The sequence below is a fragment of the Streptomyces fuscichromogenes genome (genome assembly GCF_014645815.1).
In the GTDB taxonomy this organism is placed as follows: domain Bacteria; phylum Actinomycetota; class Actinomycetes; order Streptomycetales; family Streptomycetaceae; genus Streptomyces; species Streptomyces fuscichromogenes.
Genome location: NZ_BMML01000019.1, coordinates 141,243 through 153,288, shown reverse-complemented (window position 1 = coordinate 153,288; position 12,046 = coordinate 141,243). Strand labels below are relative to the sequence as shown.

General features: G+C 73.6%; 11 protein-coding genes. 7 read left to right on the top strand and 4 right to left on the bottom strand.

The genetic code is table 11. The features are described 5' to 3' along the window. Positions 1-48 precede the first annotated feature (48 nt). The 6 genes from IEZ11_RS34145 to IEZ11_RS34120 all read left to right on the top strand — a co-directional run bounded on the left by IEZ11_RS34145 (position 49) and on the right by IEZ11_RS34120 (position 6,098). Positions 49-540, top strand: a complete 492-nt coding sequence (locus IEZ11_RS34145) for an Lrp/AsnC family transcriptional regulator (protein ID WP_189266826.1) — start codon at positions 49-51, stop codon at positions 538-540. Positions 541-573: 33 nt separating this feature from the next. Further along, complete coding sequence (locus IEZ11_RS34140) at positions 574-2,262, top strand: DUF885 domain-containing protein (protein WP_189266825.1); 1,689 nt, start codon at positions 574-576, stop codon at positions 2,260-2,262. Between the two features lie 139 nt (positions 2,263-2,401). After that, positions 2,402-3,082 carry a hypothetical protein gene (locus tag IEZ11_RS34135; RefSeq protein ID WP_189266824.1) on the top strand — a complete coding sequence of 227 codons (681 nt, stop codon included), beginning with the start codon at positions 2,402-2,404 and terminating at the stop codon, positions 3,080-3,082. A 143-nt stretch (positions 3,083-3,225) separates the two neighbouring features. Continuing rightward, entirely contained in the window at positions 3,226-3,453 is a 228-nt protein-coding gene (locus IEZ11_RS34130; protein WP_189266885.1) for a ferredoxin, read from the top strand. Next, complete coding sequence (locus IEZ11_RS34125; RefSeq protein WP_189266823.1) at positions 3,440-4,834, top strand: NAD(P)/FAD-dependent oxidoreductase; 1,395 nt, start codon at positions 3,440-3,442, stop codon at positions 4,832-4,834. The genes IEZ11_RS34130 and IEZ11_RS34125 overlap by 14 nt, the downstream gene beginning before the upstream one ends. 34 nt (positions 4,835-4,868) lie before the next feature. Beyond that, a complete protein-coding gene (locus tag IEZ11_RS34120; RefSeq protein ID WP_189266822.1) occupies positions 4,869-6,098 on the top strand; it encodes a cytochrome P450 in 1,230 nt (409 codons plus the stop codon). 7 nt (positions 6,099-6,105) lie between these two features. On the opposite strand, the gene IEZ11_RS34115 is transcribed toward IEZ11_RS34120, so the two are convergent. Beyond that, positions 6,106-6,621, bottom strand: a complete 516-nt coding sequence (locus tag IEZ11_RS34115; protein ID WP_189266821.1) for an immunity 21 family protein — start codon at positions 6,619-6,621, stop codon at positions 6,106-6,108. Positions 6,622-6,669: 48 nt separating this feature from the next. Next, entirely contained in the window at positions 6,670-7,143 is a 474-nt protein-coding gene (locus tag IEZ11_RS34110) for a rhodanese-like domain-containing protein (protein ID WP_189266884.1), read from the bottom strand. Between the two features lie 132 nt (positions 7,144-7,275). On the opposite strand from IEZ11_RS34110, the gene IEZ11_RS34105 reads away from it, so the two are divergent. After that, on the top strand, positions 7,276-7,722 hold the full coding sequence (locus IEZ11_RS34105) for an Lrp/AsnC family transcriptional regulator (RefSeq protein ID WP_189266820.1): 447 nt from the start codon (positions 7,276-7,278) through the stop codon (positions 7,720-7,722). A gap of 100 nt (positions 7,723-7,822) precedes the next feature. Here IEZ11_RS34105 and IEZ11_RS34100 read toward each other — a convergent pair whose 3' ends face one another. Beyond that, a complete protein-coding gene (locus tag IEZ11_RS34100; RefSeq protein ID WP_189266819.1) occupies positions 7,823-10,813 on the bottom strand; it encodes an AAA family ATPase in 2,991 nt (996 codons plus the stop codon). Positions 10,814-10,877: 64 nt separating this feature from the next. Beyond that, positions 10,878-12,041, bottom strand: coding sequence for an exonuclease SbcCD subunit D (locus tag IEZ11_RS34095; RefSeq protein ID WP_189266818.1), 1,164 nt, complete (start codon positions 12,039-12,041; stop codon positions 10,878-10,880). Between the last annotated feature and the right edge of the window lie 5 nt (positions 12,042-12,046).

Below are 12,046 nucleotides of genomic sequence, written 5' to 3'. Positions count from 1 at the left end.
GAACACCCGACGGGAGATGCGGGTTGAACTCCGTGTTACGTTCGGCCCATGGCTGATTCCGTCGTACTGGATCCGGTCGATCTGCATCTGCTGCGGCTGCTTCAGAACGACGCCCGGACCACCTACCGCGATCTCGCCGCCCAGGTGGGCGTCGCGCCGTCGACGTGTCTGGACCGGGTGACCCGGCTGCGCCGGTCCGGGGTGATCCTCGGGCACCGCCTCGAACTGGATCCGGCCAAACTCGGGCGCGGTCTGGAGGCGCTGCTGTCGGTGCAGGTCAGGCCGCACCGGCGGGAGTTGGTGGGACCGTTCGTGGAGCGGATCCGGGCGTTGCCGGAGTCGCGGACGGTGTTCCATCTGACCGGTCCCGACGACTACCTGGTGCATGTGGCCGTGGCGGACATGGCGGACCTGCAACGGCTGGTCCTGGACGAGTTCACGGCGCACCGGGAGGTCGCCCGGGTGGAGACCCGGCTGATCTTCCAGCAGTGGGAGTGCGGGCCGTTGCTCCCCCCGGTGTCGTCGGCCCAATCCCCGTGACGCGCGACGGTCCGGCGTACGAGGATGGACCGCATGTCACAGACCAACAGCCCGCTGCCCCGTCAGGTCGCCGACACCTACGTCGACGAGCTCATCGCCCTCGATCCGATCACCGGTACTTTCCTCGGCGTGCAGGAGAGTTCGAGCCGGCTGCCCGACACCTCGCCGGCCGGCACGGAGGCGCTCGCCCGGCTGGAGCGCGCCACGCTCGCCAGGCTCGACGAGGCCGAGCGGCAGCCCGGTGCGGACAGTGACATCGAACGTCGCTGCGCGCGCCTGCTGCGGGAGCGGCTCAGTGCCTCCCTCGCCGTGCACGAGGCCGACGAGAGCCTGCGGTCGGTCAGCAACCTGAGTTCGGTCGCGCACGCGGTGCGTCAGGTGTTCACGGTGACGCCCACCGCCACGGAGGACGACTGGGCGGCGGTCGTCGAACGGCTGCGCGCGGTGCCGGCCGCGCTGGAGGGCTACCGGCAGTCCCTCGAACTGGGCCTGGACCGGAAGCTGTACGCCGGTCCGCGCGCCACCGCGACCTTCGTCGGACAGCTCGGCGAGTGGGCCGACACGGGCGACGGCAAGGGCTGGTTCGAGCAGTTCGCGGCCTCCGGTCCCGAGGCGCTGCGCGCCGGGCTGGACGAGGCGGCCGGCTCCGCCACCGTGGCCGTGCTGGCGCTGCGCGACTGGATGCGGGACGTGTACGCGCCGGCGATCGAGGGCGCGCCGGACGTGGTGGGCCGGGAGCGGTACGCCCGCTGGGTGCGCTACTTCAACGGCACCGACCTCGACCTCGACGAGGCGTACGCGTACGGCTGGTCCGAATACCACCGGCTGCTCGGCGAGATGAAGACCGAGGCCGAGAAGATCCTGCCCGGCGCGGCCACCCCGTGGGTGGCGCTCGCACACCTGGACGAGCAGGGCACCCACATCGAGGGGGTCGACGAGGTCCGGAGCTGGCTGCAGTCGGTGATGGACGAGGCCATCGAGAAGCTGGACGGCACCCACTTCGACCTGGCCGAGCGGGTGCGCCGGGTCGAGTCCCGGATCGCGCCGCCCGGCAGCGCGGCGGCGCCGTACTACACACCGCCGTCGGACGACTTCACGCGCCCTGGCATCACCTGGCTGCCGACCATGGGCCAGACCCGGTTCCCGGTCTACGACCTGGTCTCGACCTGGTACCACGAGGGCGTGCCCGGCCACCACCTCCAGCTGGCGCAGTGGAAGCACATCGCCGAGAACCTCTCCCGCTACCAGGCCAGCGTGGGCATGGTCAGCGCCAACGCCGAGGGCTGGGCGCTGTACGCGGAGCGGCTGATGGACGAGCTGGGCTTCCTCACGGACCCGGAGCGCCGCCTCGGCTACCTGGACGCGCAGATGATGCGGGCCGCGCGGGTCATCATCGACATCGGCATGCACCTGGAGCTGACGATCCCGGACGACTCCCCCTTCCGTCCCGGGGAGCGCTGGACGCCCGCGCTGGCGCAGGAGTTCTTCGGCGCGCACAGCAGCCGGCCCGCGGACTTCGTGGAGAGCGAGCTGACCCGCTATCTGTCGATGCCGGGGCAGGCCATCGGCTACAAGCTGGGCGAGCGGGCCTGGCTGCTGGGCCGGGAGCGGGCCCGGGAGCGGCGGGGCGCCGGCTTCGACCTCAAGTCCTGGCACATGGCGGCCCTGTCCCAGGGTTCGCTGGGCCTAGACGACCTGGTGGAGGAGCTGTCGCGGCTCTGAGGGTGCGGTCCCGCCGTCCGACGGGCGGCAGGACCGGACCGACGCCGGTCTGCCGTTCGGGGGTGCTCCGGTGGCGGCGGCCGGTGGCAGGGGGCTTGCTGGTGCCCGGGGGCCACCGGACACGGGAAGCGAGCAGCGCATGCAGACCTCCACGCCGCCACGGCAGCCGTTGCAGACCCCACGCGCCGCCGGCGTGGCCGGGATCGTCTTCGCACTGCTGCTCGCCGCCGCCATGGTGCTGATCCGGCTGGGCATCCCGCAGGGCGCCGACGCGGTCAGCGCCCAGCGGCCGGATCCCGCCCAGCTGAGCGCCGTCCGTGCGGCCCTGATGCTGGTGCCGTTCGCCGGGATCTTCTTCCTGTGGTTCGTCGGCGCCGTCCGCTCGCATGTCGGCGACGCCGAGGACCGGTTCATGGCCACCGTGTTCCTCGGCAGCGGCCTGGTCTTCACGGCCACGATGTTCGCCGCCGCCGCGACGGCCGCGGCCGTCCTGGACACCGCTCATCCGGCGGGTACCTCGCCGTCCCGGCCCACCTGGGACTTCGGTCAGCACCTCGCGTACACGCTGATGACCGGGTACGCGATGCGGATGGCGGCCGTCTTCGCCTGTTCCGCGTCGGTGATCGGGCACCGCCTGGGCATCCTGCCGCGCTGGCTCACGCTGCTGGGCTTCCTCACCACCCTGGTCCTGCTGTTCGTGTCGTCCGCGGTGCCCTGGGCCGAACTGGTCTTCCCCGCCTGGTCGCTGCTGCTCAGCGCGTACATCGTCATGGAGAGCCTCCGCCGCTCCCCCGCGGCCCCAGCGGCCCCCGCGGCCTGAGGGCTCACCCGATCGGCGGGCCCCGGCGCGCGACCGCCGGGCCGGGCTCCCATGCTGGCGTGCGGGGAGTTCTCCGCCGTCCGAGACCGGGACGGCGGACCGCGGTACGCACCGGACCTGGCCACCGGAAGGGCGGAGCCATGATGCGCCTTGTCGTCGACCTCAACAGATGTCAGGGATACGCGCAGTGCGCGTTCCTCGCTCCGGACGTCTTCGCCATGCACGGCGAGGAGTCGCTCGTCTACAACCCACAGGCCGAGCGGGAGCAACGGGAGCGGGTGGCGCGCGCCGTCGCCGCCTGCCCGGTGCAGGCGATCACCGCCGACGGTCTGGACGGATTCGCGGGAGGGACCTCCGATGCCGCCCACTGACTATCTCGACTGGCTGCGGCGCGAGGGCCGGATCGTCATCGTGGGGGCCTCGCTGGCCGGGCTGCGGGGCGCCGAGACGCTGCGCGCCGAGGGCTTCGCCGGCGAGCTCACCATGATCGGCGACGAGCCGTACGAGCCCTACGACCGGCCGCCGCTGTCCAAGGCGGTGCTGCTCGGCAGGGCTGCCCCGCACCACACCGAACTGCCGCACCGCCGGGAGATCGACGCGAAGTGGCGGCTCGGTGTCGCGGCCACCGGTCTGGACGTCGAGGCCAAGCGGATCCGGCTGGCCGACGGCGACGAGGTCGAGTACGACCGGCTGCTGATCGCCACCGGAGTGAGCGCCCGGCCCTGGCCCAAGGAGGACGAGGACCGCCTGGAGGGTGTGTTCACGCTGCGCACCCGGGACGACGCGGCCGCGCTGCTGCGACGGCTGAAGGCGGGGCCGCGCCGGGTGTTCGTGATCGGCGCCGGGTTCACCGGGTCGGAGATCGCCTCGGCCTGCCGGGAGCAGGGGATCCCGGTCACCGTCGCGGAACGCGCGGGCGCGCCGCTGGTGGGCGCCCTCGGCGGGGTGATCGGCGCGGTCGCGGCCGAGATGCACCGCGAGAACGGGGTGGACCTGCGCACCGGCGTCATGGTCACCGCGCTGGAGGGCGACCCGGCCGGACGGGTGCGAGCGGTCCATCTGTCCGACGAGAGCATCGTCGAGGCGGACGTGGTGATCGTGTCGCTGGGCGCGACCCGCAACACCGAGTGGCTGACCGGTTCCGGTCTCGGCGCGGGCCCGCGCGGCATCGCCTGCGACGCCGGCTGCCGTGCCTTCGACTTCCGCGGCATCGTCACCGACGACATCTTCGTCGCCGGCGATGTCGCCCGGTCCCCGCACGCGCTGTTCGGCTACCAGTTCCTGTCCCTGGAGCACTGGGGCAACGCGGTCGCCCAGGCCGAGACCGCCGCGCACAACATGATCAGCCCGAGCGCCGAGCGGAAGCCGCACCTGTGGGTGCCGGCGTTCTGGTCGTCGCAGTTCGGCGTGAACATCAAGTCGGTCGGGGTGCCCCCGATGGGCGACCAGATCATGATCACGCAGGGTTCGCTGGCCGAGCGCCGGTTCGTCGGGGTGTACGGCTACCAGGGCCGCACGATCGCCGCGGTGAGCTTCGACAACACCCGGTGGCTGGAGTTCTACCAGCGGCAGATCGAGAAGGGTGGGCCGTTCCCGGTGGAGTTCCCCACCGTGGACCGCCGTCCCGAGGGGCGGGTGCCGGTCGGCGCCGACTTCCCGGACCCGGCCCTGCCGACGCACGGCCCCATGGTGACCCTGAGCGGCTACTCGCCGACCGACCAGCAGCTGGTCTTCCACCCCGCCCGCCACTGACCGCGCCCCGGCCCCGACGCTGCAAGGAACTGTCATGCCGCAGACCTCGATGTTGCGCCAGATCACCGACTTCGCGAACCGCGCCAACCCCTACCCGCTGTACGAGGAACTCCGCAAGACGCCGGTGCTGCACGAGGAGGAGGACGGCCCCTACCTCATCAGCACCTATCACGACATCGAGGCCCTGCTCCATGATCCGCGGATCAGCTCGGACGCCGCCAACCTGGCCGCGCCCGGGGCGGACGAGCTGTCCGGCCCGGAGGCGACGGGGCTGCCGCCGAGCTTCATCCGGCTCGACCCGCCGGAGCACGACCGGCTGCGCCGGATCGCCAACAGCTCCTTCGGGCCGCCGCACCAGCCGTACCGGATCGACAACATGCGGGGCCAGCTGGAGGAGATCGTCACCGGGCTGGTCGACGGCCTCGGGGACGCCCGGGAGTTCGACCTGGTCGACCAGGTCGCGTACCCCTTCCCGGTGACCGTGATCTGCCGGCTGCTCGGCGTGCCGCGCGAGGACGAGCCCCGCTTCCGGGCCTGGGTCGACCCGATCGTCGCCGGTCTGGACCCCGACACCCGTACGGCCGCCGACTCCGAGAAGGCCGCGCAGGAGGCCCGGCTCCAGCTCGGCATGTACCTGAACGGGCTGGTGGAGCAGCGCCACAGGGAAGCCCGCGACGACATGCTGTCCGACCTGGTGCACAGTCATGGCCCGGACGGCTCCATGACGACCATGGAGGTGCTCAGCACCACGGTGCTGCTGCTCATCGCCGGGCACGAGACGACGGTCAACCTCATCACCAACGGCATGCTGACGCTGCTGCGGTACCCGCAGTACCTGGAGCGGCTGCGCGACGACCCGGGGCTGTCGGTGCGGATCGTGGAGGAGCTGCTGCGCTACGAGCCGCCGGTGCAACTGCTGCCGCAGCGCACCTGCATCGCCGACCTGGAGGTGCACGGGGTGACCATTCCCAAGGGTTCGCGCATCTGGTTCGTGCTGGGCGCGGGCAACCGGGATCCGCACCGGTTCACGGATCCCGACCGGTTCGACCCGGACCGCCAGGACATCCAGCACCTCGGCTTCGGCAGCGGCATCCACAGCTGTTTCGGTGCCCCGCTGGCCCGCCTGGAGGCCCAGATCGCGCTGTCCCAGCTGGCCCGCAGGCTCGACGGCCCCCGGCTGGTGGAGGACCCGCCGCCGTACCGGCCGAACGCGGTGCTGCGCGGCCCGCGGCACCTCAACATCGCGGTCGACGGCATCAAATGACACTCCGTCAGGGTTGCAGTCGTCGCAACTGCACCAGGCCCAGCCAGGTTTCCGGGCCGGGCCTGGTGTAGGCGGCGCGCACCGCGTAGGTGCCGGGTTCCAGCGGGACCCGCAGATGGTCACCGCCCTCGGCCTCGCCGCCCGGCCAGGCGGAGTCGAACAGGACGACGGGGCCCGGGACCTGCCAGCGGATCTCGTTCTCCCACACGGCGCCGTCGAGGGCGGCGGGCACCTGGGCCAGGAGTTCCTCCTCCGAGTTGGCGGCGGACCAGCGTACGAAGGTGCCGTGGTCCGGCAGGAACGACGTCGAGGCGGGTTCGTCGCCGAGGACCAGGGCCGTGCTGTCCCCGACCGGGAGCAGTCCGACATAGCCGTCGACCTCGCAGGCCCGGTCGTAGTCGGTGGCCAGGTCCTCGCTGTCGGCGCCGGCCCAGAACGGCAGGACCGTCTCCGGCACCGCCACCAGCGGGCCGCCGCCCGACTCCACCCACTCCACCGCGCCTGGATCCGCATATCGAGTCATGGGGGTGAACCTACACGGACAGCGAGGGCACAGGTTCGCCTCCGGGAATCAGCAACCGCAGTCGCCCGCGACGGGTGCCGTGAGCGGGTCGGGGGCGCGCCGGTCCCGTCCCCGCCAGGTCTCGAACTCGAAGCCCTCACGCACCCAGTACTCGAAGCCGCCGAGCATCTCCTTGACCTGGTAGCCGAGTTCGGCCAGCGCGAGGGCGGCTCGGGTCGCGCCGTCGCAGCCGGGACCCCAGCAGTACGTCACCACGGGCACGGTCCGGTCGAGGAGTTCGGCGGCCTGCTCGGGGACGAGCGCGGTCGGCAGGTGCACGGCGCCCGGGATGTGTCCCTGGTCCCAGGACTCGGTGGAGCGGGAGTCCACGACGACGAAGCCGGGGTCACCGCCGGCGGCGAGGGCGGCGGCCACGTCGGAGACGTCGGCGTGGCAGGCGAGGCTCGCCCGGAAGTGGGCGGCGGCCTCGGCGGGGGCGGCGGGGGCGATGCGCAGAACGGGGTTGACGGTGCTGACGGTCATGTCGGGCCTCTCGCCGAACGCCGGGGCGGTGATCTCCATGACCGGAAATCTACGGCGGCGAGCGCCCGCCCTGAAGGCACGATCCCCGGCTGTCACCTTGAACGGCCGGGGATTCCCTGCTATCCCTCCCCCATGACCGAGTTTTCCCCGGATGCCACCGACCGGCGCATCCTCGACGTCCTCCAGCGTGAGGGCCGGGCCAGCTTCGCCGAGCTGGCGCGGGCCGTCGCGATGTCCCCGAGCGCGGTGACCGAGCGGGTGCGCCGACTGGAGGAGACCGGCGTCATCCAGGGGTACACGGCCGTGGTCGACCCGGAGCGCCTCGGCCTGCCGATCCTCGCCTTCGTCCGGCTGCGCTACCCGAACGCCAACTACAGGCCCTTCCACGACCTGGTCGCCGCCACCCCCGAGATCCTGGAGGCGCACCACGTCACGGGCGACGACTGCTTCGTCATCAAGGTCACCGCCCGCTCGATGCGCCACCTGGAGGAGATCTCCGGCAGGATCGGCACCCTGGGCTCGGTGACGACGAGCGTCGTCTACTCATCGCCACTGCCCCGCCGGGCGGTCGGTACGTAGGGCGTCCTGAAGGGGCGCGGGGAACTGCGCGACCAGCCACGACGGCGCCGCAGCCGCCGCACGGCACATCGCCGCACTTCAAGCGGCGCACGCCGCACACTCAGACCCCGCGCTGCCGCAGCGCCGAGCCCGATCTGCCCTTCACCACCTCCAGTTGGGCATGGACGCGGCGGCGCAGGTCGGCGACGTGGCTGACGATGCCGACGCTGCGGTCGCGTTCCCGGAGGGAGTCGAGGACGTCGAGGACCTCGTCCAGGGTCTGGTCGTCGAGGCTGCCGAAGCCCTCGTCGATGAAGAGGGTGTCGAGGCGGACGCCGCCCGCCTCGTCGGTGACGACGTCCGCGAGGCCGAGGGCGAGCGCGAGGGAGGCGAAGAAGGTCTCGCCGCCGGACAGGGTCGCGGTGTCCCGCTCGCGTCCGGTCCAGGCGTCGACGACGTGCAGTCCGAGGCCGCTGCGGCCGCGTCCGGTGCGGTCGTCGGAGTGGACCAGGGTGTAGCGGCCGGACGACATGCGCCGCAGCCGTACGGTCGCCGCGGCGGCGACCTGTTCCAGGCGGGCGGCCAGGACGTACGACTCAAGGCGCATCCGGCGCTCGTTGTCGGCGGAGGTGCCCGCGGTGAGCCCGGCCAGCCGCGCGACCCGGTCGTACTCCTCGCGCAGCGGGGCGAGTCGGCGCACGCCCTCGGTGGCGCGGGCGGACAGCCGGTCGAGTTCGGCGCAGCGGCGGACGGACCGGTCACGGGCGGAGGCGGCGTCGCGCAGCCGCCGGGCGGCGACGGCGGCGGTGCGGTCCGCCGCTTCGAGGTCGGCGGGCGGCCGCTGGGCGGCGGCCGCGGTGTCGGCCTCCGCCAGCACGGCACGCACCGCGGCTTCCTCGGACTGCCGTTCGTCCAGGCGCCGTTGGAGCTCGCGATGGGCGGTGTCGTCGAGACGGGCGGCCGCCGCGGCCTGCGGAGTGTCGAACCCGGCCCGGTAGGCGGCGTCGGCGAGCCGGGCGTCGGTGTCCTTCAGATGCCGGGCGGTGTCCTCGGCGGCGCGCGCGGCGTCGGCGGCGTCGGTGAGCAGCGCCACCTGCCGCTCCAGCTGCGCGGCCCGTACGGACACGCTGGCCGCGCTTCCCCGGGCCTGGACCAACTCCGTTTCCAGGGCGGTCTGTTCCGTGTCCAGGACCTCGCGCCGGGTCAGCCGTGCGGCGGCCCGGACCTCGGCCTGCTGCCGCTCGGCCAGCCGGCGCTCGCGTTCCTGCTCGGCCAGCCGCAGTTCCTCGTGGGCCGCGTGCAGGGCGGAGCCGGTCCGCCGCGCCTGGGTGTACTCCCGCTCCAACTCGTCCGCCTGGGCGGCCAGTCGAGCGGTCGGGGTGTCGCCGGCCTCGGCGGTGGCGGCGGCCAGTGCCTCGCGTACGGTGCCGAGCCGCCGCTCGTCCCGGGCGCGCCGTTCGTCGGCGTCCTGGTGGGCGGCGAGCGCGCGTTCCTCGGCCGCGCGGTCGACGTGGCCCGCGAACTTCTCGGCCGGTGCCGGGTGTTCGGTGGCCCCGCAGACGGCGCACGGTTCGCCTTCGGCGAGCTGCGCGGCCAGTTCGGCGGCGATGCCGTTCAGCCGCTGTTCCTTGAGGTCGAGCCAGTGCGTCCGGGCCTCGACGGCCTGTTGTGCGGAGGCCAGGGCCGCACGCTGGGCCTCGTCGGTGTCCCGGCCCAGCTCGTCCCGCAGCCGCGCCGTCTCCAGCCGCCGGCGGGCGGGCTCGCGCTGGACGGCGAGCTGCTCGGCGCGGGTCGCGGCCTCCTGGGCGGAGTCGATACGGGCCTGGAGTTCCGCGCGCCCGGCGTCCCAGCCGGCGAGCCAGCCCGAAGCCTCGCGCAGGACGTCCTCGTCGTCCCGTTCCTGCCGGTGGAGCCGGCCGCGCTCGTCGACGACGTCGGCGAGCCGTCGCTCGGCCCGGCGCGCGGACTCCAGGCCGCCCAGTTCCCCGGCGGCCCGGTGGGCGGCGGCGACGAGCCCCGCCGCACCGGCTCCCGCCAGGCTCTCCGGCAGCAGCGCACGCGCCCGCGCCTCGGCGGCGGCCGCCGTGCGGTGTCCCGACTCGGCGGCCTCCCGCAGCTCCAGCGCCGGCGCCACCTCCGCCGCCTTCCGCGCCCGCTCCATCCGGGCCAGCGCCGCCCGGTGCTCCCCGGCCCCCTCCTCCAGCCGTACGGCCCGCTGCCGCGCGTGTGCGAACTGCTCCTGCAACCGGGCCAGTTCGCGTGCGTCGGCCAGCGCGCGATCGGCCGCGAACTGGGCGGACTCGGCGGCGCTGAGCCGGCAGTGGGCGATGGCGAGGTGCTCCCGTGCGGTGCTGCGGGCCACGGCCGCGGCGGCGAGGACGGCCGGGGCCAGTCCGGGCTCGCCCGGGGCCAGGTCCGGCAGCTCCATCGTGTCGCCCGCTTCCTGCTGCATGCGGTGCGCGTCGGCCAGCAGTGCGGAGTCGCCGTCCCGGACCCGGGCCTCGGTCGTCCTGCGGCGCTCGGCGAGGCGCTTCTCGACGTCGGCGAAGCGCTGGGTGTCGAAGAGCCGGCCGAGCAGCTGGCCACGGGCGCCGGCGTCGGCGCGCAGGAAGCGGGCGAAGTCGCCCTGGGGCAGGAGCACGACCTGGCAGAACTGCTCGCGGCTCATGCCGAGCAGCTGGGTGATCTCCTCACCGATCTCCTGGTGGGAGCGGCTGAGGTCCTGCCAGGCACCGGCCGTGGCGTCGTACGCGCGCAGCCAGGTCTGGGCCTTGTCCAGGGTGGTGCCCGCGCCGCGCTTCTTGGGGCGTTCCCAGGGGGGCTGCCGGGTGATCTCCAACCGGCGTCCGGCGACGGTCAGTTCGAGGCGGACCTCGGTGCGGGTGGCCGGGTCCGCGTGGTCGCTGCGCAGGGTGAGTCCCTGGCCGCTCTGCCGGGCGCCGGGGACGGTGCCGTAGAGGGCGTAGCAGACGGCGTCCAGGACGGAGGTCTTGCCGGCGCCGGTCGGGCCGTGCAGGAGGAAGAGCCCGGCGGCGGAGAGCTCGTCGAAGTCGACGCTCTGGGAGCCGCCGAAGGGTCCGAAGGCGGTGAGGTCGAGCCGGTGGAGCCTCATGCGGCCGTCTCCGGGGTGCGGTGCGGGTGCCCGGCTGCCGTGCTCGGGCGGTGCGTGGGGTCGTTCACCGGGCCACCTCACGTACCACGGCGTCCGCGCGTACCGCGTCGAACGCCTCGCCCAGAACGGCCAGTTCGTGTGCGTCGGGGCCCGCGCCGCGCACGTGGGCGACGAAGTCCTCGGCGATCTGCCGGTCGGTGCGGCCGGCCAGCCGGCGGGCGTAGGTGACGTCGGGGTCGTCCGAGGCCCGGTCGGGGGCGAAGACCAGGCTGAGGGTGTGCGGGAAGCGGTCGCCGAGGCGGGCCATGGGGTCGGCGGGGCGGACCGGGTCCGTGAGGGTGGCCTCGACCCAGGCGTCCTGGTGGGGGGTGAGGGCGGGGTCGGCGAGCAGGTCGTCCAGGGTGCCGCGGATGCGGGCCAGCGGGCGCGGCACCGGACAGTCGAGGCGCTCGGCGGTGACCGTGCCGTCGGCGGCGAGGTCGACGAGCCACATGCTCTTGCGGTGGTCGGTCTCGGAGAAGGAGTACGCGAGCGGGGAGCCGGAGTAGCGGACGCGGGGGGTGAGGGTCTGGCAGCCGTGCAGGTGGCCGAGGGCCACGTAGTCGGCGCCGTCGAAGACGCCCGCCGGGACGGCGGCCACTCCGCCCACCGTGATGTCCCGTTCGCTGTCGCTGGGCTCGCCGCCGGTGACGAAGGCGTGTGCGAGGACCACGGAGCGGGTGCCGGGGGCGCGGGCGGCGAGGTCGGCGCGGACCCGGTCCATGGCGGCGGCCAGCACCGTCTCGTGCCCGGCCCTGTCGACGGCGAACTCGTCCTTGACCAGGGCGGGTTCGAGATACGGCAGACCGTAGAAGGCGACGTCCCCGAAGGCGTCGGCGAGCATCACCGGGGTGCCGCAGGCCGCTGGCTCGGTGCGCAGGTGGATGCCCGCGCGGTCGATGAGACCGGCGCCGACGCCGAGGCGGCGGGCGGAGTCATGGTTGCCGGAGATCATCACCGTGGGCACACCGAGGGCGGCGAGCCGGTGCAGGGCGTCGTCGAAGAGTTCCACCGCGGCGAGCGGCGGCACCGCGCGGTCGTACACGTCTCCCGCCACCACCACGGCGTCGACGGCGTGCTCGCGCACGGTGGTCACGAGGTGGCCGATGAACTCGGTCTGGGCATCGAGCATGTTCACGCGGTGGAACGCCCGGCCCAGATGCCAGTCGGACGTGTGCAGGATCCTCACGAGAC

Coding starts and splice junctions, on each gene's coding strand:
- IEZ11_RS34145 (WP_189266826.1), top strand. CDS start 49: ATGGCTGATTCCGTCGTACTGGATCCGGTCGATCTGCATCTGCTGCGG.
- IEZ11_RS34140 (WP_189266825.1), top strand. CDS start 574: ATGTCACAGACCAACAGCCCGCTGCCCCGTCAGGTCGCCGACACCTAC.
- IEZ11_RS34135 (WP_189266824.1), top strand. CDS start 2,402: ATGCAGACCTCCACGCCGCCACGGCAGCCGTTGCAGACCCCACGCGCC.
- IEZ11_RS34130 (WP_189266885.1), top strand. CDS start 3,226: ATGCGCCTTGTCGTCGACCTCAACAGATGTCAGGGATACGCGCAGTGC.
- IEZ11_RS34125 (WP_189266823.1), top strand. CDS start 3,440: ATGCCGCCCACTGACTATCTCGACTGGCTGCGGCGCGAGGGCCGGATC.
- IEZ11_RS34120 (WP_189266822.1), top strand. CDS start 4,869: ATGCCGCAGACCTCGATGTTGCGCCAGATCACCGACTTCGCGAACCGC.
- IEZ11_RS34115 (WP_189266821.1), bottom strand. CDS start 6,621: ATGACTCGATATGCGGATCCAGGCGCGGTGGAGTGGGTGGAGTCGGGC.
- IEZ11_RS34110 (WP_189266884.1), bottom strand. CDS start 7,143: ATGACCGTCAGCACCGTCAACCCCGTTCTGCGCATCGCCCCCGCCGCC.
- IEZ11_RS34105 (WP_189266820.1), top strand. CDS start 7,276: ATGACCGAGTTTTCCCCGGATGCCACCGACCGGCGCATCCTCGACGTC.
- IEZ11_RS34100 (WP_189266819.1), bottom strand. CDS start 10,813: ATGAGGCTCCACCGGCTCGACCTCACCGCCTTCGGACCCTTCGGCGGC.